The organism is Sphingobium sp. WR1, from assembly GCF_059693745.1.
Genome location: NZ_JCATID010000004.1, coordinates 222,658 through 244,288 on the forward strand (window position 1 = coordinate 222,658; position 21,631 = coordinate 244,288).

15 protein-coding genes are annotated in these 21,631 nt (G+C 64.8%); 6 read left to right on the forward strand and 9 right to left on the reverse strand.

The window, feature by feature from the left end; genetic code table 11:
- Window positions 1-74 precede the first annotated feature (74 nt).
- Window positions 75-992 (reverse strand): FecR family protein, encoded by a 918-nt coding sequence (locus tag AC58EF_RS07560; protein ID WP_497275727.1) that lies wholly within the window; start codon window positions 990-992, stop codon window positions 75-77.
- 8 nt (window positions 993-1,000) lie between these two features.
- The gene (locus AC58EF_RS07565) at window positions 1,001-1,510 is read right to left on the reverse strand and encodes an RNA polymerase sigma factor (protein ID WP_497275729.1); all 510 of its coding nucleotides are present in this window, start codon (window positions 1,508-1,510) and stop codon (window positions 1,001-1,003) included.
- 234 nt (window positions 1,511-1,744) lie between these two features.
- Between AC58EF_RS07565 and AC58EF_RS07570 the strand changes: the two genes are divergently transcribed.
- From AC58EF_RS07570 to AC58EF_RS07580, 3 genes are all read left to right on the forward strand, one after another.
- Complete coding sequence (locus AC58EF_RS07570) at window positions 1,745-6,373, forward strand: DUF8508 domain-containing protein (protein ID WP_497275730.1); 4,629 nt, start codon at window positions 1,745-1,747, stop codon at window positions 6,371-6,373.
- Window positions 6,374-6,537: 164 nt separating this feature from the next.
- Window positions 6,538-9,075, forward strand: a complete 2,538-nt coding sequence (locus AC58EF_RS07575; RefSeq protein ID WP_497275732.1) for a TonB-dependent receptor — start codon at window positions 6,538-6,540, stop codon at window positions 9,073-9,075.
- On the forward strand, window positions 9,072-10,739 hold the full coding sequence (locus AC58EF_RS07580) for an alkaline phosphatase D family protein (RefSeq protein ID WP_497275733.1): 1,668 nt from the start codon (window positions 9,072-9,074) through the stop codon (window positions 10,737-10,739). Before AC58EF_RS07575 ends, AC58EF_RS07580 begins: the two co-directional genes overlap by 4 nt.
- A gap of 68 nt (window positions 10,740-10,807) precedes the next feature.
- Here AC58EF_RS07580 and AC58EF_RS07585 read toward each other — a convergent pair whose 3' ends face one another.
- Genes AC58EF_RS07585 through ectA form a run of 7 tightly spaced genes read right to left on the reverse strand, consistent with a single transcriptional unit; the run spans window position 10,808 to window position 18,017 of the window.
- Window positions 10,808-12,130, reverse strand: a complete 1,323-nt coding sequence (locus AC58EF_RS07585) for an MFS transporter (protein ID WP_497275734.1) — start codon at window positions 12,128-12,130, stop codon at window positions 10,808-10,810.
- Window positions 12,127-13,362 (reverse strand): MFS transporter, encoded by a 1,236-nt coding sequence (locus AC58EF_RS07590; RefSeq protein ID WP_497275736.1) that lies wholly within the window; start codon window positions 13,360-13,362, stop codon window positions 12,127-12,129. The genes AC58EF_RS07585 and AC58EF_RS07590 overlap by 4 nt, the downstream gene beginning before the upstream one ends.
- 22 nt (window positions 13,363-13,384) lie before the next feature.
- Window positions 13,385-14,824, reverse strand: coding sequence for an aspartate kinase (locus AC58EF_RS07595; protein WP_497275738.1), 1,440 nt, complete (start codon window positions 14,822-14,824; stop codon window positions 13,385-13,387).
- On the reverse strand, window positions 14,821-15,744 hold the full coding sequence (gene thpD, locus AC58EF_RS07600) for an ectoine hydroxylase (RefSeq protein WP_497275739.1): 924 nt from the start codon (window positions 15,742-15,744) through the stop codon (window positions 14,821-14,823). The genes AC58EF_RS07595 and thpD overlap by 4 nt, the downstream gene beginning before the upstream one ends.
- Window positions 15,745-15,774: 30 nt before the next feature.
- Window positions 15,775-16,188 carry an ectoine synthase gene (locus tag AC58EF_RS07605; RefSeq protein ID WP_497275740.1) on the reverse strand — a complete coding sequence of 138 codons (414 nt, stop codon included), beginning with the start codon at window positions 16,186-16,188 and terminating at the stop codon, window positions 15,775-15,777.
- A gap of 15 nt (window positions 16,189-16,203) precedes the next feature.
- Complete coding sequence (gene ectB / locus AC58EF_RS07610; protein ID WP_497275742.1) at window positions 16,204-17,514, reverse strand: diaminobutyrate--2-oxoglutarate transaminase; 1,311 nt, start codon at window positions 17,512-17,514, stop codon at window positions 16,204-16,206.
- Between the two features lie 11 nt (window positions 17,515-17,525).
- The gene (ectA, locus tag AC58EF_RS07615) at window positions 17,526-18,017 is read right to left on the reverse strand and encodes a diaminobutyrate acetyltransferase (protein ID WP_497275849.1); all 492 of its coding nucleotides are present in this window, start codon (window positions 18,015-18,017) and stop codon (window positions 17,526-17,528) included.
- Window positions 18,018-18,293: 276 nt separating this feature from the next.
- On the opposite strand from ectA, the gene AC58EF_RS07620 reads away from it, so the two are divergent.
- The 3 genes from AC58EF_RS07620 to AC58EF_RS07630 all read left to right on the forward strand — a co-directional run bounded on the left by AC58EF_RS07620 (window position 18,294) and on the right by AC58EF_RS07630 (window position 21,628).
- A complete protein-coding gene (locus tag AC58EF_RS07620) occupies window positions 18,294-18,782 on the forward strand; it encodes a MarR family winged helix-turn-helix transcriptional regulator (protein WP_497275743.1) in 489 nt (162 codons plus the stop codon).
- Window positions 18,783-18,855: 73 nt separating this feature from the next.
- Complete coding sequence (locus tag AC58EF_RS07625) at window positions 18,856-19,731, forward strand: helix-turn-helix domain-containing protein (RefSeq protein ID WP_497275745.1); 876 nt, start codon at window positions 18,856-18,858, stop codon at window positions 19,729-19,731.
- Window positions 19,732-19,942: 211 nt separating this feature from the next.
- Window positions 19,943-21,628: an MFS transporter gene (locus AC58EF_RS07630; protein WP_497275746.1), complete on the forward strand. Its 1,686-nt coding sequence runs from the start codon at window positions 19,943-19,945 to the stop codon at window positions 21,626-21,628.
- The last annotated feature ends 3 nt before the right edge of the window (window positions 21,629-21,631 follow it).

A 21,631-nucleotide genomic window follows, 5' to 3' on the forward strand; every position in this document is an offset into this window, starting at 1 on the left:
TGAACACGGCAACGGTGCCGCGCTCCCCCGACGCACCAGGGGACCGATACCTCACCCCGGAGGAAAAGATTTTTTCAGCCGCCCAACAATATCCTGTCATCGACCTGCCGCATACGGATCGACAATAGTTGCGACAGGGCCTGCGCCAGCGCCACATTGTCCCCCATGCGGTACATGCCGCTCACCCGCAGCCCGCCCGTGTGCGGATCGGCGATCACGAGCTTCGTCCGGCTGTAGCGATTGGCCTCCGCCGCCACGGCATCCAGCGGATCGTCGTGAAAGGCGGCCCGGCCGCTTTGCCAGGCCTGCGTCGTCTCGGGGTCGGGGCGGTCGATCTTTACCGCATCGCGCGCATCCGATTGCAGCCGCTCCCCCGGCGCCAACATGCGACGCTGCACGCCGTCGATCGCGACCTCCGCCTTTCCGGCCAGGGACGTCATCGCGAAACGATCATCCCGGTCGCGCCGCAGGTCGAACCGGCCTGCATCGGCGGTGAACGCGCCCTTGCCGGCCTCTATGGCGAAGGGAATGGGTGCGGGCTTTACGGAGAGCGCAACCCGTCCCCGACGCAGCCATAAATGCCGGCGGCGCGCATTGGCGAACACCTGAACCTGCGTATCGGCATCGAGGAAAAGAGACGAACCTTCGGCAAGCAGCACGCGGCGCTGCTCACCAATATCTGTCTCATAGCGCGTGCCGGCATAGGCTGCCTGCATGGCGACCATGCCACCACCGCCCACCACCAAAGTTCCAGCGCAGGCGGCCAGCACCCGGCGGCGCGACACAAGCGGCAGCCGCGCCTGAGGGGGCGCGACACCGACGCCCGGCACGATCGACCAGATATCCGTCGCCCGTTCGAAGGCCTGCGCATTGGCTGGATCCGCGGCGAGCCAGGCGTGAAAGGCCCGCTCGTCGTCCGCAGTCTTGCCGTCCGCATTGAGCCTTGCGATCCAGTCCGCGGCGGTCCGGGGTGATGGGCGCTCACCGGACATATCGGAACTCACCAATCCTTCGTCCAATCGCCCAGGAACGTCATTGCCCTGGCCATATGCTTCTCGACCGCGCTTTGGCTTATTGCAAGCCGCTCGGCAATCTCGCGATATTTAAGATTGTCGATCCGTTGCAGCAAGAAGACTTCGCGGGTCCGGGGCGGCAACCTGTCTATCCCCTCACGCACCCGCGCGAGCCTGGCCCGCGCGATGATCGCCTCATCCTGCATGGGTCCACCGTCACGCACCATGTCGAGCGCATCATCCCCGGTATTCGCGCCTCGGACCTTCTCCCGGCGATAGGCGTCCCGCGCCCGGTTGACCGCCGCCCGGACAAGGAAGGCCTCCTCATTGTCCGGCCGGTCCGATCGCGCGGCCATGCGGACATAGGCGTCGTGCAACAGATCCTCGCTGTCCGCACGCCGGGTGAGACGCTCGACCTGCACGAGCAGACCTGCCCAACCTGCCCAAAGGCGGCTGGTCGATGCCTTGTGCCCGTGCCCGATGTCTTGATCGCCCATGGGCGAGGCGACTTAGGTGTCGCTACGGACAGTTTGATGACCGACCGGCGTCAGTTCGATGACACCGCTCCTTCCTCTTTTTTGGGCAAATTCGCGGGCGATCGCAATCGCTTCGGACCGCCACAGATTTGTCACCTGCCCGTCCTAGGGATGGCGGCAGGTCTGACTTTTCGCGACACATCAAGTCCATGCGGGATTTGGTGGGCGCGGTCCATTTGTGGGGAAATGCGTGTCATGGCGTCGAACGTCTTCATTAACGAAATCCATTATGACAATGCTGGCACGGACAGCGGAGAATTTGTGGAGATCGCCGGGCTGGCGGGCACCGACGTCACCGGATGGAGCATCGTCCTCTACAATGGCAATCCCAGTTCGCGCGCCAGCTACAGCACCCAGACGCTGAGCGGTGTGATCGCCGACCAGCAAAATGGCTATGGCACGATTCGCGTCGCCTATCCCGCCAACGGCATCCAGAATGGCGGATCGGGCGCCAATGGCGAGCCGGACGGCGTGGCGCTGGTCGACGCGCAGGGCAATGTCGTCCAGTTCCTGAGCTGGGAAGGCAGTTTCGTGGCGGCCAACGGCCCGGCCGCCGGCATGACCAGCACCAATGTCGGCGTCTATGAGGACGGCGCGCAGAGCGGCACGTCGATCGGCCTGGTCGGCAATGGCACGAGCGCCGGGGATTTCCAGTGGGCGCTCATCAATGGCGCGACGGCGGGGACGGTGAATAATGGCCAGAGCTTCGGCGGCACCGGCCCGACCCCCACACCCGGCACGCTCGGCATCGCCGACGCCAGCGTGATCGAAGGCGACAGCGGCACGCAGGAAATCATCTTCACCGTCAGCCGCACGGACGGCAGCACTGGCGCGGTTTCGGCCGATTGGACGCTGAGCTTCGGATCGGCCGATGCGGCCGATTTTGACGCGGGTATCGCCACGAGCGGCAATGTGACCTTCGCCGACGGCGCGACCACGGCGGAAATCCGCCTGCTGGTCCGGGGCGATACGCTGTTCGAGGCGAATGAGAGCTTTGCCGTCACCTTGAGCGATGTCACCGGTGGCGCAACGATCGGTCGCGCGACCGCAACCGGCACCATCAGCAATGACGATACCGCGCCGCCCGCGCCCGCCGCCAACGTCTTCGTCAACGAAATCCATTATGACAATGTCGGCACCGATGCGGGCGAGGCGATCGAGATCGCCGGGGTCGCAGGCACCGACCTCGCCGGCTACAAGCTGGTTTTCTATAACGGGACCAACACGCCGGACGCTGCGCCGGTCTATGACACGCTCACCCTGTCGGGCGTGATCGACGATGAAGGCAATGGTTTCGGCGCCCTCTCCTTCGCGCGGGCGGGCATCCAGAATGGCGGCGCGGATGGTTTCGCGCTGGTCGCGCCCGACGGCACGGTGATCCAGCTTCTGTCCTATGAAGGCACCTTCACCGCCGCGCCGGGCACCCCGGCCGCCGGCATGACCAGCACCGACATCGGTGTGGCGCAGGAACCCGCGCCGGGCGCCGGCCTCACGCTCCAGTTGACCGGCGCCGGGTCGAGCGCCGCCGATTTCAGCTGGACCGCGGGTTCGGCCGGAAGCTTCGGCTCGCTCAACGCCGGCCAGTCCTTCCTGCCCGCCGACGGCCCCAGCCATCTGCGCATCGACGACGCCCGGATCGTCGAGGGCGACGACGGCACCGCCAACATGGTCTTCACCGTCCATCGCGCCGGCGGTCAGGCCAATGCGGTGAGCGTCGATTATGCCGTCGTCCTCGACGGCACGGCATCCGTCGACGACCTGACCGCCGACGCATTGCTGTCCGGCACGATCAGCTTCGCGGCGGGCGAATTCACCAAGCAGATCCTCGTCGCGGTCAAGGGCGACACGCTCAGCGAAACCAACGAAACCCTATCGGTCCAGCTGGGCGCGGCGACGGGCGACGTGGTCATCGACCGGGGCGGCGCCACCGGCACCATCGTCAATGACGATCCCATCGCGCTGTCCATCGGCGCGATCCAGGGCGAAGGCCATATGTCGGCCTATGTCGGCCAGACCGTGATGACTGACGGCATCGTCACCGCCGTCGCCGGCAACGGCTTCTACCTGCAATCGGCGGTGAGCGACGGCAATGACCGGACCTCCGACGGCGTCTTCGTCTTCACCTCCTCCGCGCCCGGCGTTGCCGTCGGCGACGTCGCCAGCGTGCGCGGCACGGTGGCGGAATATGCCGGCGATGCGCAGAGCCTGTCGGTCACGGAGATCGTGTCGCCGACTGTCAACGTCACCAGCCACGGCAACGCACTGCCGACGGCGGTGTTGATCGGCGAAGGCGGGCTGACCCCGCCGACCCAGGCGATCGACCATGACCCGCTCACCAATTACGACCCGGCCAATGACGGCATCGACTTCTGGGAAGCGCTGGAAGGGATGCGCGTCACCATCGACGCGCCGCAGGCCGTGTCCAACACCAACGCCTTTGGCGAAACCGACGTCGTGGCTTCGCATGGCGCAGGCGCCACCGGCATGAACGATCGCGGGGGCATCACCATTTCCCCCAATGAAGACGGCACGGTCGACTATAATCCCGAGAAGATTCAGATCGACGCCGACAGCATGATCCTGCCTGGCTACACCCCCGATCACAGCATCGGCGACCAGTTGGCCAGCGTTACCGGCGTGGTCAATTATGCCTTCGACAATTATGAGATATTGGCGACCGAAGCCGTCACCGTCACCAAGGATGTGACGCTGGAGCGCGAGGTGACGACGCTGGCGGGGGACGCCAATCATCTGTCGATCGCCACCTATAATCTCGAAAATCTGGATGTGGGCGACAACAAGTTCGACATATTGGCCGACAATATCGTCTATAATCTGAATGCGCCCGACATCATCGCCGTCCAGGAAATCCAGGACGCCGACGGCGCCGGCACGGGATCGGACCTGTCCGGCACGGTGACGGCGCAAGGCCTGATCGACGCCATCTACGCCCAGTCGGGCAAGACCTACGCCTATATCGAGATCGCGCCCGATACGGCCAATTCGACCGGCGGCGAGCCCAATGGCAATATTCGCAACGGCTTCCTCTACAATGTCGATCGCGTCTCCTATGTCGATGGCAGCGCCGAACTGATCACCGGCGCAGCCTATAATGGCAGCCGCAACCCGCTGGTCGCGCAATTCAACTTCGCGGGCCAGACGATCACCGCCATCGACGTCCACTTCACCTCGCGCGGCGGCAGCGACCCGAACTGGGGCAATACGCAGCCGGCCGAAGCCGCGGGCGACGCGGCCCGCACCGCCCAGGCGGCGGGCGTCAAGGCCTATATCCAGGAGCATCTGGCCGACGACCCGTCGCTCAACATCGCGGTGCTCGGCGACTGGAACGGTTTCTATTTCGAGAACGCCCAGACCCAGCTGACCGATCCGGCGCAGGGCGGAATGCTGACCAACCTCAATACACTGCTGCCGGCCGAAGAACGCTATAGCTATATGTTCGAGGGTAACGCCCAGCAGCTCGACAACATCCTCGTCACCGGCGGTCTGGCCCAGAATGCGCAATATGATGCCGTCCATCTCAATGCGCAGTTCGACGGCAGCCGCGCCACCGATCATGACCCGCAGCTCGCGCTGCTCATGCTGGGCGCCGCGCCGACCGATCTGGTGCTCAGCCACGCCGAAGTCGCCGAAAACCTGCCCATGGGCAGCATCGTCGGCACGCTGGCGGCCACGGACACGGCGAACGACGTGCTGACCTATACGCTCCTCGACGATGCGAACGGCCTGTTCATCGTGGACGCACAAACCGGCGTGATCAGCACGACCGCCACGCTCGATCATGAGGCGGTCGCCTCCCACATGATCGTTGCGCAGGCGACCGACACGGGCGGCCTGTCGGCCCAACAGGGCTTCACCATCGCGGTCGGCGACGTCAACGAAGCCCCGACCGCCGTGAACGACCTCATCACGGTGAACGAGGATGCGACAAGCCCGAATCTCTGGTCGACCCTGATCGGCAACGACAGCGATCCCGACACAGGCCAGATCCTGACGATCAGCGCGGTCGACACCAGCGGCACGCTGGGCAGCGTCATCTTCGACGCGGCCAGTCAGGAATTGCGCTATGTCGCGGACAATGATGCCTTCGATACACTGGCGACCGGCGCGAAACAGACCGACAGCTTCACCTACACGGTGAGCGACGGCAACGGCTTGACCAGCATGGCGACGGTCGAGATCAACGTGAACGGCATCGCCGATGGCATTACCCGCACCGGCTCCATCTTCTCCGACACGCTGAACGGCACGGCGGGCGAGGACAAGCTGTCGGGTGGTCTGGGCAATGACACGCTGAACGGCCTGGATGGGCACGACATTCTCGACGGCGGCCTGGGTAATGACAGGTTGAACGGCGGCATCGGCCATGACGTGCTGTTCGGCGGCCTGGGCAACGACATTCTGAATGGCGGCGATGGCAACGACATATTGTTCGGCGGGCTTGGCGACGACATGCTGACCGGCGGCAACGGCGCTGACTTGTTCCATTTCGGCCGGCTTGAGGGCAGCGACCGGATTCTCGATTTCAATGTGGCTCAGGACAGCATCGTCCTCGACGACGGCGTGTCGGTGCTCCGCTCCAAGGTGTCGGACGTCGACCGCGACGGGGTGAAGGACCTGACCCTGACGCTCAGCCTCGGCTCCAGCGTCACCCTGTTGGGGGTGAGCGACGCCAAGGCGGTCAAGTTCGCCGATACCGACTATTGGTCCGATCACCAGCCGGGCCTGGGCGGCGCGTTGGATGGTATCGGGGATTTCATCCTTGGTCGCCTGAGCCCGCTGCTGGATATGAACCATAGCCTGTAGGTAAACGCGGCCAAGGCGGATGAATGATGATGACCACGCGATGGGTCGCCCATCGCGTGGTCATCGCCTTTTACCGAGCTGGGACGATCAATTTCCGATCCGGTTTCCCACTGTCATGCTGGCTTCATACTCCCCTCCTAACCGGACGCCGAAGGGGAAATATCATGTATATTCGTTCGCTTACGATCGCAGCCCTCAGCCTGTCCGCTTCCGCTACGGCAACCGCCTATGCGCAGGCCGCGGATGTCGAATCGGGCGATTCGATCATCGTCACGGCGCAGCTGCGCGAACAGGACGCGATCGATGTGCCGATGGCATTGAGCGTCGTCGGCAACGAACAGCTTGACCGGTTCGGCCTCTATGAATTCGATGCGCTCTCGCGCTTCGTTCCCGGTTTCGAGGTCCAGAACCAGTCGCCCAACAATCCGGGCTTCGTCATGCGCGGCATCACATCGGACAGCGGCACCGCGTCCAACGAGCCGCGCGTGTCGGTCTTTCAGGATGGCGTGTCCATTTCCAAGTCGCGCGGCTCCTATGTCGAACTGTTCGACGTCGAGCGCGTGGAGATCGCCAAGGGACCGCAATCGACCCTCTATGGCCGTGGCGCATTGATCGGCGCGGTCAACATCATCCAGAACAAGGCGAAGCTCGACAGCTATGAAGTCGCGGGCCGCGCTTCCTACGGCAATTACGACGCCTGGCTGGCCGAGGCTATGGTCAATGCGCCGATCGGCGAGGGCATGGCGATCCGTCTCGCGGGACGCATCCGCAAGCGCGACGGCTATGTCGAAAATCTGCTGGGCGGCGAGGACTTCAACTCGGTCGACACCAAGGCGGTGCGTGGCAGCTTCCATGGCGAAAAGGGCGACCTCAGCTTCGATTTGATCGGCAATTATCAGAAGGACAGCCCCAACGGCACGGCCTTCAAGTCGATCGCCTATAATCCAACCGATCCCGCAACCGGCGCGGTGATCGGCAATCGTGGCCGCAACAGCGGCGCAGCGCTGGTCGCCGGCAGCGGCTTCGAAGGCGGCAAGAATCTGGGCCTCGACCGGCAGGTCTGGGGCGTGACGGGCATCGCCAGGCTGAAGCTGGACGACCGCTTCAGCCTGACCTCGACCACCGCCTTCCGCCGGTTCGACGCGCTCGAAATCTTCGACGCGGATGGCATTTCGCTGCCGATGCTGACCGCCGCAGAGGATGCGCGCGGCCGTCAGACCAGCCAGGAATTCCGCCTGACCTATGAGGAAGGACCGATCACGGCCTTCCTGGGGGCGAGCTATTTCCATGAGGAAGGCACCCAGCGCGCCCCGACCCAGTTCGATGAGCGCGCGGCGCTTGCACGGCTGGCGGGCGCTCTGAATGGTGGTGGCGCGATCCCCGGCCGCCCGGCGAGCGATCCGGTTCCCGCCGCCATCCTGGCCAGTCCGGCCTTTACCGGCGCCCTGCTACAGGGTGTGGCGAATGCCTATGGTGTCGCGCTGTCGGGCGCGCAGGCGCAAGCGATCGCCGCCAACCTCAAGTCCAATCATCTGGAAAGCACCACCAACGGATCGCGCACCCGCGCGTTCGACTTGTTCGGCGACGTGACCATTCGCCTGTCGGATCAGTTCGAGATTGGCGGCGGCCTGCGTTATACCCATGACGACAAGCGTTCGACTTTCGTCTCTTCGGTCGAAAATGGCCGGTCGATACTGGGCGGCTTTATCGGCGCGCTGAGCCAGCCGGCGGCGGTGCGCACGGCGTTGTTGCAGGCACTTGCCGTGCCGGGCGCAGCCACCATCCCGCCCTCCGCCGCCTATCCGGTGCCGCTGTTCGGCCTGGGGGCGCAGCCGACCGCCGGCAATGGCGGCGAGGACAGCGATATGCTCAGCAATGGCGGTTTTTCCTGGCGGTTGACCGCGCGCTACAAGCCGAACGAAGATGCCAGCCTGTACGCAACCTATGCACGCGGCCGACGGCCGGAAGTATTGGCTGCCAGCGCGCCCTCCGCGCCACTCGCCGCGACGCGCTTTTCCATCCTCGATTCCGAAACGGTCGACAGTTTCGAGGTCGGCGCAAAAACCGCGTTGATGAACCGCACCCTGTTCATCGACGGCGCGGCCTTCTATTATCAATATGATAATTTCCAGACCACGGTGCAGCAGGGAACGCAGTTCGTCCTGACCAATGCAGGCAAGGCGGAAAGCTACGGCTTCGAAGGCCAGCTCCGCTGGGTGCCGAACGATATGCTCACCCTGTTCGCGACCTATGCCTATAATCATAGCCGGTTCAAGACCGGGGTGCGCGACGGCAATCATTTCCGCCTGTCGCCCGATCATAGCGCCTCCTTCGGTGCGGAAGCCTCGCTGCCCGCCGGCCCCGGACGGATCATCTTCACGCCGAGCGTCACCTGGCAGTCGAAGGTCTTCTTCGACGACGACAATGACCGGCCGGACCTGCAACAACCGCCGGCGGCGCTGGTTGCCGACAATATCCAAGACGAATGGCAGGGCAGCTATGCGCTGGTGAACGCGCGGCTGGGTTATGAAGCGCCGGATGGCGCCTGGCGGATCGAGGGCTTTATCGAAAATGCCTTCGACAAGAAATATATCATGGATGCGGGCAATACCGGCGACAGCCTGGGTATGCCGACCTTCATCGCCGGCGCCCCGCGTTTCTACGGCATTTCCGCCAGCTTCCGCTTTGGCGGTGCCCGATGAGCGGCGACATGGTGAAGCTGAACCGCCGCTCCGCTCTGGGGCTCATCGGTTCGGGCGCGATCCTGCCCAATGTCGGCATGGCGGCAACCCCCGTCGCCGCCAGCTTCGCCCATGGCGTAGCGAGCGGCGATCCCACGCCGCGCGGCGCGATCCTGTGGACCCGCGTCACGCCCGCCGATCCGACCCAGAGCGAAGCGATCGGGCTGCGTTGGCATGTGGCCGATAGCGCAAACGGACGGCCGGTCGAAAGTGGCACAGCCCAGGCCCGGCCGGCGCGGGACTTCACCGTGAAGGTCGAACCGCGCCGTCTGAAAGCCGGGCGGGATTATCATTACTGGTTCGAACTGGCTGACGGCGGCAAATCGCCGGTCGGCCGCTTCCGCACCTTGCCGGACGGCGCGGCTGCCGACGCCGTGCTGGCGGTTGTGTCCTGCCAGCTTTATCCGGGCGGCTTCTTCACCGCCTATGATTCGATCGCGGCGCTCGAACGGATCGATGCCGTCGTGCATCTGGGCGACTATATCTATGAATATGGGGCTGACGGCTATGGCGCGGAGATCGGCCGCAAGCTCGGCCGGGTGCCGGAACCCGCGCATGAGATCGTCACCCTCGCCGACTATCGCACCCGCCACGCCCAGTATAAGCGCGATCCGAGCCTGCAGGCGGCACATGCGCGGGCGGCCTTCATCTGCGTCTGGGACGATCATGAAACCGCCAATGACAGCTGGATCGGCGGAGCGGAAAACCACCAGCCCGCCACCGAAGGCGACTGGGCGAAGCGCAAGGCCGTGGCGATGCAGGCCTATTTCGAATGGATGCCGATCCGCGACCCGCAGGGCGACGATGGCTGGGCGGCGATCAACCGCCGTTTCGATTTCGGCGATCTTGCGACGTTGCTGATGGTCGAAACGCGGCTGCTCGCACGCAGCGAACAGGCCGGTTTCAAGGGCGAGACACCGAGCCGGTCCGAGGTCGAGAGCGTGCTGGCGCAGCGCAACCGTCCCGACCGCGAGATGCTGGGCGAACCGCAACAGGCCTGGCTGGAGCGGGAACTGACCGCATCGGTCAAGGCCGGCACGCCCTGGCAGATATTGGGCAATCAGGTGGTGATGGCGCGCGTGAACGGACCGGACCTGGCCAGATTGTTCGGTGCGGACAAGGCGGCACAGATCGTCGCCGCGCTGGAACCGCAGGTGCGTGCGCAAGTCGAAATGGCGCAGGCCGGCTATCGCGCTGGCCTGCCCTTCAACCTCGACGCCTGGGACGGCTATCCGGCCGCGCGCGAGCGGCTCTATGAGAGCATCCGTCGCTCCGGCGCCCGTCCCCTCGTGCTGGCCGGGGACAGTCATGCCTTCTGGGCCAATCAACTTGCCGACAAGGACGGCAATCCGGTTGGCGTGGAATTCGGCACATCCTCGATCAGCAGTCCGTCGATCGGCGACACCCTGCCGCAGGTGCCGTTGGGATCGCTGCTCCGCCAGGCCAGCCCGGAGGTCCTGTTCTGCGATCAAGGCGCCAAGGGCTATATCCTGCTGACGCTCACGCCGGACCGCGCCGTGGGAGACTATATCGCGATGTCGACCATCTACGAGGCCAAGGGGACGGCACGATCTCTGGCACGCTTTGCCGTCCAGGCCGGCGCTTCTACGTTCGGCAATCCCTGACACTGGCGCAATCCGGTATGGGCGGCGCAATCGCGCCATACCGGACGCCATGCCTGATCCATCGGCATTCAGTCCCGTCGGAACGGATCATGCCACAGTGATCGGCCGGCCGTTTCCGGCATGAAATGGAGCGCCACCAACCCCACGACACAGGCGAGCATCATGTAGAAGGCCGGCATCAGTTCATTGCCGGTCAGGCCGATAAGGCCGCTGCCGATCGCCGGCGCCGTGCCGCCGAACAGCGACGTGGACATATTATAGGCGATGGCAAAGCCGGCAAAGCGCGCCGCCGTCGGAAACAACGCGGGGAACGTCGCGGAAATGGTCGCCAGTTGCGGCACGTAGAGCAGGCCGAGAAGCACGAAGCCGATGATCGCACCGGCCAGGCCCGTCGCGATCAGCATGTAGAGCGGCACCACCGCCACCAGCAGACCGATCAGCGACAGCCGCCACATCGGCCTGCGACCGATCCGATCAGACATATGGCCGGCGACCGGCAGGAAGAACATCATGAAGAACATGCCGATGATCGGCACCACCAGCGCCTCGTCCGGCGATAGCCCGATGCGCCGCTGCAAATAGGTCGGCATGTAGCTGAGCAATGTATAATTGACGACGTTGAGCGCCACCACCAGGCCACCGACGACCAGCATTGGCCGCATATGATCGCGGATCAAAGATCCGAGCGAGGGTGAACTGCTTCCTTCGGCCGCCTGTTCGCGAAAGACCGGCGTATCCTCCATCCTCGACCGCAGATACATGCCGATCAGCCCCATCGGCGCGGCCACCAGGAAAGGGATGCGCCAGCCCCACTCATGCATGATCGCGTCACCCAGCAGCAGCGAGAAGCCGAGCATCAGCGCAGCGCCGAAGGAAAATCCGGCGAGCGTCCCGAACTCCAGGAAGCTGCCGTAGAAGCCGCGTCGGTCGTCCGGCGCATATTCGGCCATGAAGGTCGCCGCTCCGCCATATTCGCCGCCGGTCGAGAAGCCCTGCACCATCCGCAGCAGGATCAGCAGCGCCGGCGCCCAGAAGCCGATCCGCGCATAGGAGGGGATGAGGCCGACGGCGAGCGTCGCGCCGGACATCAGCAGGATGGTCAGCGCCAGCACCGACTTGCGCCCCAGCCGATCGCCAAGCGGCCCCCAGAAGAGTCCCCCCAGCGGCCGGACGAGGAAGGAGATGGCGAAGGTCGCCAGCGCGAACAGCACGGCGTCGTCCACCTCGCCGGGGAAGAGCGCGGCGGAGATATAGGTCACGCCATAGGCATAGATGCCATAGTCGAACCATTCAGTGGCATTGCCCAGCGCAGAAGCCGCAATGGCGCGGCGCAGGGTGGCATTGTCGGCAGTGGCCGGCCGGATCGGCGCGAAGGTGGCGGAAGCGGTCATGACATTTGTCCGTCGACTGTATTGGGGTCAAGCAGCGATGCCACCGGGGTGGTGCGCGGCACGATCTGGAAGTCCTGCTGGTCGGGCACGGGCACGGGCGGGGTCGCCGCCTGGCGCCAAAGGCCAAAGCCGAGCGTCGCGCCAGCGCACAGTCCGATGAAGAGAAACAGGCCGCCGCCGGGCACGAAACTCATCAGCATGGCCGCGCCCAGCGGGCCGACCGCCGCACCGGCCGAATAGAGCAGCACCAGCCGCCCGCTTGCCGCGACCCGTTCGGTCGCGAGCAGCCGGTCGTTGCAATGGGCGACGCACAGCGGATAGAGCGCGAAACTGAGACCCCCGAACAGCGCGCCCAATGCGAGCAACAGCGGCCCGCCCGAAGCCGACATCGCCAGCGTGAGGCAGACCGCCAGCGTGGCGGCGAAACAGCCGACGATCACCCGCCGCCTATCCAGCCGGTCGGACAGGCGGCCGAGCGGCCATTGCAGCGCGACCCCGCCCAATATGACGATCATCATGAAACTGGCGGTCGCGCCAAGGTCCAGCCCCAGCCGCCGCACATGGACGGCCGCCATGCCGTAAAAGGCGCCCAGCATCAGCCCGGTCGCGACCGACCCGACCGTGCCGAGCGGCGAGGCGATATAGAGGGCACGGATGGTGAAGGCCTGCGCCTCGACCGGCGCCGGGGCGCTGCTGCGCGTCATGCAAAGCGGGATGACGGCGAGCGAAATCAGGATGGAGGCAAGCTGGAACGGCACCGCTGGCAACGCGCCGCTGGCCGCCAGCAGCAATTGTCCGACCGCCTGCCCCGAATAGAGCGCCACCATATAGGCCGCGAGCACGCTGCCGCGCGTCTCCATCTCCGCCCGGTCGTTGAGCCAGCTTTCGAGGCAGATGAACATGCCCGCGACGCAGACGCCGTCGACAAGGCGCAGCATCGCCCAGAAAAGCGGATATTGCAGCAGCACATAGGCGAGCGTGCTGGCCGACAGCAACGAGACGAAGGCGGCGAAGGCGCGGATATGGCCGACCTGTCGCACGATCCCGCCGGCCCGCAGCGCGCCGGCCACCAGTCCACAGAAATAGGCGGTCGCGACCGCGCCGATCGCCATGGTGCCCGCCCCCGCGCGCTCCAGCCGGAGACTGATCAACGTGGCCAGAAAGCCGCTGCCTGCCATGGCCATGAAGATGGCGAGCAGCAGGCTGCGAACGGGGTGGATCGCTGACAGCATCGGGAAGCGTTCCGGCCACGGCTCATGCCGCGCGCCGGTCCTCCATCTTGCTGGCATCCTCCACCAGCGCCCGATGCAGCGCGCCGATGGCCATGTCATAATGGTCGACGTCGACGATGAACTGCACATCGACATTGCGGATCTGGTGCTGCATCGCGACCATGGGCACATGCGCGGCGTCCAGCGCCCTCAGGGCATCGCGCACCAGCCCCGGCCGCGAAATGTCGCTGCCGATCGCCGAGACGATCGCAACCGGCTGGGCCGAGATGGCGGCATCGGGATAGAGCGCCTGAAGGTCGGCGATCACCCGCTTCACCGTCGCCGCGTCGGCCGACAGATAATGGGTGATGGTGTTGGCATTGGACGCCTTGCTGACGATCCAGGCGCCATGGCGGGTCAGCGCCTCCAATATCGCGGCGTCATAGCCCTTCACGCCCACCATGTCTTGCTCGAAGAACTGCAAGGCCTGCGCCTGGCGCACCCCGGTGACGATCTCCACGCGCGGGGTGGCCGACACATAATTGCCGCAGATCAGCGTGCCGCCATCCTCCCTGTCGAAGGTGTTGCGCACGCGCAGCGGAATGTCGGTCTGACGTAACCCCCTGCCCGCGCCGGGATGGATCGCCTCCATTCCAAGGTTCGCCAACTGGTCCGCCACGTCATAATTGGTGCGGCCGATCTTTCGCGCCTTGTCGATGCCGACCAGCCTCGGGTCCGCGCTCGACAAATGAAATTCCTTGTGGATGATCGCCTCGCGCGCCTTGGTCACGACGGCGATGCGCGAGAAGGTCATTTCCGAATAGCCGCGCGCATAGCGGCGCACCATCCCCTCGCTGCACCCGGCATAGCCGGTGACGATCGGCAGGGTGGTGGTCAGGTCGATCGGCGCGAAAGCTTCCATGATACGATCGTCCAGTTCGCGCATGTCCCGCTGGTCCCACAGGGTCAGGTCGACGAACTGTGCGTTGACGCCGCGGTCGCGCAGCAGCAGCGCGGTCGAATGGGCGCTGTGCGCCTCGCCCAGGCCTGCGAGCAGTTCGCGCGCCGTCACCAGCTGTTCCCTGACGCAGAAGCGGCCATGGCTGCGCAGCCGGGCGAGATCGTCGAGGCAGGCGGCGACCGCGTCGATGCGCATGTCGACAAATGCGTTTGCTTCGGCCAGCCGGTCGGCGCGCACGAACATGCTCGCACTGCGATCCTGCATGGCGCGGCGCACCGCCTCCATCGACTGGCGCCAGCCGTCGGCATCCTCATCAGCCACGAAGCGCGCATAAACGCCCGGCGCGCCGCTTTTTTTGTGCTCCAGCAGCAGGTCGGTCATGCCGGCATAGGCCGACACGACGAAGATGCGGTTGTAAAGGTCCGCGCCCTTGCGCCCGGCGATCAGCACATTGTCGAACAGGGTGGCGGTGGCGGCCATGGAGGTGCCGCCTATCTTTTCCACGCTATGAGGATGGCTCATGCCCGCGCCTCCTCCTTCATCAGCGGCCTGGCGACAGGCGTGATGACCGTTGGTTCGCCGCGCGCTGCGATGAAGGCGGGGCGCGGCTTGTCGACACCAAAGGGCGCCTCCAGCCGGTTCGACACGGCGTTGTAGACCAGGAAAGCGTTGGCGCGCGGAAAAGGCGTGATGTTCCCGTTCGACCCGTGCATGATATTGCAGTCGAAGATCACCACCGATCCCGGCTTGCCGGTCGGCGCGACGATCCCGTATTCGTGCGCCAGTTCGGCCAGGCTGTCCTCGTCGGGGACGCCATATTCTTGGCGTTTCAGTGACTGGCGATAATGATCCTCCGGCGTTTCCCCGACGCAGGTTAGATATTGGCGATGCGATCCGGGAATCAGCATCAGCGGGCCGTTATGCGGAGTATTTTCCGCCAGCAACACCGACATGGACAATGCCCGCATACGCGGCATTCCATCCTCGACATGCCATGTCTCGAAATCGCTGTGCCAATAGAATTCCTTGCCCTGGAAGCCCGGCTTATAGTTCAGTCGCGACTGGTGAATGTAGACTTCGTCGTCCAGCAGAAAGCGGGCGACCCCGGCCAGCCGTTCGTCGGCCGCCAGCCGCCCGATCACCCGGCTCTGGGCATGGATGCGGAAGATGGAGCGGACTTCCTTGCCGCCTGGTTCAGTAATCACCGTTTCGGTTTCCAGCGCATCCGGGTCGGCCAGTAATGTGCCGGCCTCGCGCTGGAGGAAGAGGATCTCTTCGTCGGCGAAAAGATCCTCCAGCACCAGATAGCCGTCACGGTCGAACTGCGCCGCCTTCTCGCGGCTGATGGGCGCACCCTCGCTCCAGTCGCCATGGACGACCGGATCAAGACGCGGCAAAAACTCCGCCACTTGCGCGTGGCGGGACGGGTAGAGGTCTTTCATGGGACTCCCCCTTTGGAGGTTCAGACTGGTTCAGTCGGCCAACGCGGTCGCGCGCGCGGCGCTCGTGTCGGCGGGATAGGCGCCGTTCTCGTCATGCACTTCCCCGCCTGTGACCGGCGGGTTGAAGGTGCAGGCGCACAAAATGTCGGTTTCCGGGCGAACGACATGCTTGTCATGGGCATTGAGCGCATACATGACGCCCGGCGCCAGCTGATGCGTGACGCCCGTGCCCAGATCCTCGATCGTACCCGTGCCCTTGAGCACCAGCACGGCCTCCAGATGGTTCTGGTAATGCATGTGCAGTTCCTGCCCCGCATACATGGTGGTGACGTGGAAGGAAAAGCCCATATCGTCGTCCTTCAGCAGAAGGCGAGCGCTTTCCCAGCTCTTCGACTTCACATTGCGGTCGGACTTGCGGATATCCTGAAGTTTGCGAACGATCATCTCTGTCTCCTCCTCTTATTCTGCGGCGACGCCATAGGTGACGATCAGGGCGGAACGGACGCTGTCCTCCAATATGTCGAGACCGGCCGACAGGATGGCGTCCTCGATCACGAGAGGCGCCAGCACCTTGACAATCTCGTCATGCGCACCGCTGGTTTCGATGATGAGCCCCTGCGCGAAGCAGGCGGCGGTGATATTTTGCGCGGCTTCGCCCGATCCGACGTCGATGCCGCGCATCATGCCGCGGCCGCGCGTCGACAGCCCATGTTCGGCGGCCATCGCGTCGAGCCGCCGCTCCAGCAGCGCACCGCGCCGGGCAATGTCCTGCTGGAAGGCGTCGTCGCCCCAGAAATGGCGCAGCGCGGCGGTGGCGGTAACGAAGGCATGGTTGTTGCCTCGGAAGGTGCCGTTATGTTCGCCCGGCGCCCATTGGTCGAGGTCCGGGCGGAACAGGGTGAGCGCGAAGGGCAGGCCCATGCCCGACAGCGACTTCGCCATGGTGACGATATCGGGGGTGAAGCCCATGCCTTCGAAGCTGAAGAAGCTGCCCGTGCGGCCACAGCCGGCCTGGATATCGTCGACGATCATCAGCGCGCCGTGGCGCTTCGCGATCCCCGCAATCCGGCGCAGCCATGTACCCGAGGCCGCGTTGAGGCCGCCTTCGCCCTGCACCGTTTCCACCATGATGGCGGCCGGCGCGTCAAGGCCACTCGACGGGTCGGACAGGCGGCGCTCCAGCAGGTCGGCGGTATCGACGTCCGGGCCGTGATAGCCGTCATAAGGTTCGTGGCTGACATGGCTGAGCGGCACGCCCGCGCCGCCGCGCTTGGCGGCATTGCCGGTGCAGGCCAGCGCCCCCAGCGTCATGCCGTGGAAGCCGTTGGTGAAGGCGATCACCAGTTCGCGGCCGGTGATCTTGCGCGCCAGCTTGATCGCGGCCTCGACCGCATTGGTGCCGGTCGGCCCGGTGAACATCGCCCGATAGTCGAGGCCACGGGGCTTGAGGATCGCATCCTCCAGCGCCGCGAGGAAATCCGCCTTGGCGTCGGTGTGAAGATCGAGGCCGTGGGTGATGCCGTCATCGGCGATATAGTCGACGAGCGCGCGCTTGAGCACCGGATGGTTGTGCCCATAATTGAGCGTTGAACAGCCCGACAGGAAGTCGAGATAGCGGCCGCCCTGATTGTCGTGCATCCACACGCCTTGCGCCCGGTTGAACTGGCGGGGCATGGTGCGGGCATAGCTGCGCACGGCGGATTCGCGCCGCTCGTAAATGGCGGTATCGGGCATGGCGACGGTGGGCTTGGGCAGGGTCGTCAAGGTCATGGAAATCTCCTTCAAGGGCGGGGCGACAGCGGCAGCGGGCCGATGCGCACCTGCCACTCGGTGGCGTGAGCGCCGGCGAAATGGGCTTCGCGCTCGAAACGGATGCTCTTTTCGACGGGAGTGCCCCAGCGACGCGCCAGCCCCTCGAACAAGGCCCAGGACGCACGATTGTCTTCGGTGATCGTGGTCGTCAGATGGGTGATGCCGGCCTGCTCGGGTCGCGTCAGCAGCGCGTGGATCATGCGCCCAGCGAGGCGCTCGCCTCGCGCGGCGGATGATATCGCCACCTGCCAGATGAAGAAATTTGCGGGCGCAACCGGCGGGCGGTAGCCTGATACCCAGCCAACCAGCATATCGGCGCGCTCCGCGACGATGCAACTATCGGCAAAATCGGTGCATTGCAGCAGGTTGCAATAGGCCGAATTGGGATCGAGCGGCGGACAGGCCGTGATCAATCCGCTGATGGCCGGCCCATCGGTGGCGACGGGTTTGCGCAGTAATATGTCCTGCCCCTCGCCCCGTTCGGAGCGCGCAGAAGCCCGTGGCGGCGTCACGGCCGCTGTAGCTTGGGAATCAAAGATTATTCATCTCCCGAATTATATTTCCATGGGAAATTGAATCTCCCCGTCGAGACGGGCGCTTATATGCCGACATACAGCGTATCTTTCAACCCTGATTGAGAAATTATATTTTACTTATCGAAGTATATATCGGGAATGTCAGTCATGGGCGATTGTCCAAGTTGGTGTCGGCTACCGCTTCGGGCTATGCGCCAATCCATGGATTCTGAAATTGCCTCGCTGACCCTCCGCGCACTCCGCCGCGTCCTGCGCGCGACCGAGATCGGCAGTCGCCAACTGGCCGCGACCACCGGCCTCACGCCTTCGCAACTGCTGGTGCTACGCGAAATCGACGCGCGGTCCTCTGCCACACCGTCCGCCATCGCCCATGCCCTGCAATTCAGCCAGGCCACGATCACGACCATTATCGACCGCCTTGCCGCGCTGGGCTTCGTGCAGCGGCAGCGCAGCGACAAGGACAAGCGGCAATTCCATCTCAGCCTTCTGCCCGATGGGAAGATCGCGCTGGCCGATGCCCCCGACCCGTTGCAGAAGACATTTACGGATCGATTCGTCCAATTGCCCGCCTGGGAACAGGCGATGATCCTCGCTTCGGCGGAGCGGCTTGCCATGCTGATGAACGCCGACCGCATCGATGCCGCTCCCCTCCTCGACAGCGGACAGATCGACCGGTCCGAACCGCACTGACCGGCCCACGGATCAAATCCGCGGCACGGCGCATGACGTTGTTGCCCTGGCCGATCCAAACTATGGTCGCGCGATGTCGACCGCGCCCGTCCCCAGCTTCTATCTCTATGGCGAACCCCAGCGCAGCGTGGCGGAGGGCTTCGTCCATGTCGAAAGTCTGGACGATCGCTCCCGCCCGAGCGAATGGACGATCCGGCCGCATGTCCATCACGATCTCAACCATATCATCCTGATCGCCGAAGGCGGCGGCGCGATGCAGGCCGAGACCGTCCAACTTTCCTTCGACGCGCCCTGCCTGCTGCTGATCCCCGCAGGCATCGTCCATGGCTTCAGCTGGCACCGGGAGTCGCGCGGCTATGTCACCACTATCGCCGCCAGCTATCTCCAGCATCTCCTGGCCCGCGACGCCGATCTCGCACCGCTGTTCGCCCGCGCCCATGCGGTGATGCTGCCGCGGGAGGATGGAGCGGACGCCGAAGCGGTCATTGCGCGGATGGCCAAGGAACTGGGATGGTCCGGCCCCGGCCAACGCGCCGCCGTCGAATCCGCCCTGCTGTTGCTGATGGTGCTCGCCCTGCGCCATGCGACGCTGGCGGAAGCCGCCCGGCAGGGCACCACAAAGCAGGCGGCGCTGGTCGCGCGCCTGCGCGAGCGGATCGAACAACGCTTCCGCCAGCGCGAACCTGTTTCCGTCCATGCCAGGGCGCTCGGCGCCAGCCTCACCGCCCTGCGCCAGGCCTGCGCCCGTGTCGCCAACAGCTCGCCCGCGCAGATGCTCGACGATCGCGCCCTGCTGGAGGCGCGCCGCCTGCTTCTCTATTCCCAGTTGTCGGTGGCCGAGATCGCCTATGCCGTCGGGTTCGAGGATCCCGCCTATTTTTCTCGCTTCTTCACCCGCCATATCGGCCAATCGCCCAAGGCCTGGCGGGATGAGCGACGGCGATGCTGAAAGATGACGGAGGAAATCACTGACGCCACCCATTTGCGGCCGTTCTGATCACGTAATGGCCGTTGGCGATATCGCCTCGCCGCGCTAAGAGGTTGGTGTTCAACCTGCTCCAGGGAGGGGTAGCCCGGTGAGGTTAGAGGTCGTTCTGCTGTTGCTCCACGCGCCCGTGGCGGCGCGCCTTCGCCATTGCATCGGCTGAGAGCGGGCCGGCATGTCGGAAGAGGCCCAGCCCTATGTGTTCAAGCCTCATGAACGGCCGACCCTGCCCGGCTCGCCCGCCAATCCCGATCATCCTTCGCGCCGGAGGCTGGGCTATTTCGCGATCGGTTGCCTGATCGGCGTCACCGGCGGCCTCGGCAATGCGCTGGTGGCGGTGAACCTCAATTTCGCGCAGGGCACGCTGGGTCTTAACAGCGACGAAAGCGCATGGCTGACAGCCGCCTATTTCATGACGAACGTCACCGCCAACCTGCTGCTGGTGAAATATCGCCAGCAATTCGGGTTGCAATCCTTCATCCGCTATATTCTGGTTGCCTATGCACTGACGACGATCATGCATCTTTTCGTGCATGATTTCTGGACGTCGGTGGCCGTGCGCGCGATGAGCGGGGTCGCCGCGTCGGGCCTGTCCACCCTCACCATCCTCTATCTGATGCAGAGCCTGCCCGCACCCAAGCGACTGGCGGGCGTGATGATGGGCATATCCATCCCCCAGCTGGCGACGCCGCTCGCCCGCGCCTTGTCGCCCCATCTGCTCGAATCGGGTGACTGGCACATGCTTTACTGGTTCGAGATGGGACTGGCCTTCGCTTCGCTCGCGGCGGTGATGGCCCTCCCGTTGCCACCGAGCGAGCGGGAGAAGGTGTTCGAGCCACTCGATTTCCTGACCTTCGGCCTGTTCGCGCCGGGCCTCTGCCTGCTGATCGCGGTGCTTTCTGAAGGACGGATCCAATGGTGGACCGCGCGCGACTGGATGGGATATGCGCTGGCGGGCAGCGTCCTGCTGATCAGCGCTGCCCTGCTGGTCGAGCATCATCGCGCCAACCCCCTCATCAACACGCGCTGGCTGGGCCGGCGGGAGATAGCGCGCCTGATGCTGGTCGCGGCATCGGTGCGGATTTTGCTGTCGGAACAGGCGTTCGGGTCGGTCGGCCTGCTCAACATCGTCGGCATGATCAACGACCAGATGATCACGCTCAACCTGATCGTGCTGGCCGCATCGCTGGCGGGGCTGGCGACGGCGGTGCTGACCTTTCGGCCCGACAATGTCACCCGTCCGATCACCTTCGCGATCATCCTGATCGCGATCGGCGCCTTTATGGACGCCGATGCCACCAACCTCACCCGGCCGGCCAATCTCTATTTCAGCCAGGCGCTGATCGGCTTTGCGTCACTGCTGTTCCTGGCGCAGGCGATGGTGATCGGCATCGCGCGCACCCTGCTCGCAGGCGGCAAGCATTTCGTCAGTTTCGTCGTGTTGTTCAGCATGAGCCAAAGCGTCGGCGGCCTTGTCGGCACCGCGCTGCTCGGCACATTCCAGGTGGTGCGGGAGAAATATCATTCGCATGAGCTGGTGCAGCATATCGTCATGACGGACCCGCAAGTGGCGGCGCGTGTCCGGGCGGGCGGAGGCGCGGTCGCGGGCGTGATCGGCGACCCGGCGCTGCGTAGCGCGGAAGGGGCGGCGATCCTGGGCCAACAGGTGGCGCGGGAGGCCAATATCCTGGCCTATAACGACGTGTTCCTGCTGCTGGGCGTGCTGGCGGTGTTGACCGCCCTGTGGGGCTTTGCCATCCGTTATTCGATCCGGCGGCGCGGGGAAATATCGCCGGTCATCCTGCTCCAGCAGAAAATGATGCAGGCACAGGCGGCGCAGCAGGCCGCGGGCAGCAAATAAGGG

What these genes read in the sequence shown, in the direction of transcription:
- AC58EF_RS07560 (WP_497275727.1), bottom strand. Translation starts at nt 992, where the DNA reads ATGTCCGGTGAGCGCCCATCACCCCGGACCGCCGCGGACTGGATCGCA.
- AC58EF_RS07565 (WP_497275729.1), bottom strand. Translation starts at nt 1,510, where the DNA reads ATGGGCGATCAAGACATCGGGCACGGGCACAAGGCATCGACCAGCCGC.
- AC58EF_RS07570 (WP_497275730.1), top strand. Translation starts at nt 1,745, where the DNA reads ATGGCGTCGAACGTCTTCATTAACGAAATCCATTATGACAATGCTGGC.
- AC58EF_RS07575 (WP_497275732.1), top strand. Translation starts at nt 6,538, where the DNA reads ATGTATATTCGTTCGCTTACGATCGCAGCCCTCAGCCTGTCCGCTTCC.
- AC58EF_RS07580 (WP_497275733.1), top strand. Translation starts at nt 9,072, where the DNA reads ATGAGCGGCGACATGGTGAAGCTGAACCGCCGCTCCGCTCTGGGGCTC.
- AC58EF_RS07585 (WP_497275734.1), bottom strand. Translation starts at nt 12,130, where the DNA reads ATGACCGCTTCCGCCACCTTCGCGCCGATCCGGCCGGCCACTGCCGAC.
- AC58EF_RS07590 (WP_497275736.1), bottom strand. Translation starts at nt 13,362, where the DNA reads ATGCTGTCAGCGATCCACCCCGTTCGCAGCCTGCTGCTCGCCATCTTC.
- AC58EF_RS07595 (WP_497275738.1), bottom strand. Translation starts at nt 14,824, where the DNA reads ATGAGCCATCCTCATAGCGTGGAAAAGATAGGCGGCACCTCCATGGCC.
- thpD (WP_497275739.1), bottom strand. Translation starts at nt 15,744, where the DNA reads ATGAAAGACCTCTACCCGTCCCGCCACGCGCAAGTGGCGGAGTTTTTG.
- AC58EF_RS07605 (WP_497275740.1), bottom strand. Translation starts at nt 16,188, where the DNA reads ATGATCGTTCGCAAACTTCAGGATATCCGCAAGTCCGACCGCAATGTG.
- ectB (WP_497275742.1), bottom strand. Translation starts at nt 17,514, where the DNA reads ATGACCTTGACGACCCTGCCCAAGCCCACCGTCGCCATGCCCGATACC.
- AC58EF_RS07620 (WP_497275743.1), top strand. Translation starts at nt 18,294, where the DNA reads ATGGATTCTGAAATTGCCTCGCTGACCCTCCGCGCACTCCGCCGCGTC.
- AC58EF_RS07625 (WP_497275745.1), top strand. Translation starts at nt 18,856, where the DNA reads ATGTCGACCGCGCCCGTCCCCAGCTTCTATCTCTATGGCGAACCCCAG.
- AC58EF_RS07630 (WP_497275746.1), top strand. Translation starts at nt 19,943, where the DNA reads ATGTCGGAAGAGGCCCAGCCCTATGTGTTCAAGCCTCATGAACGGCCG.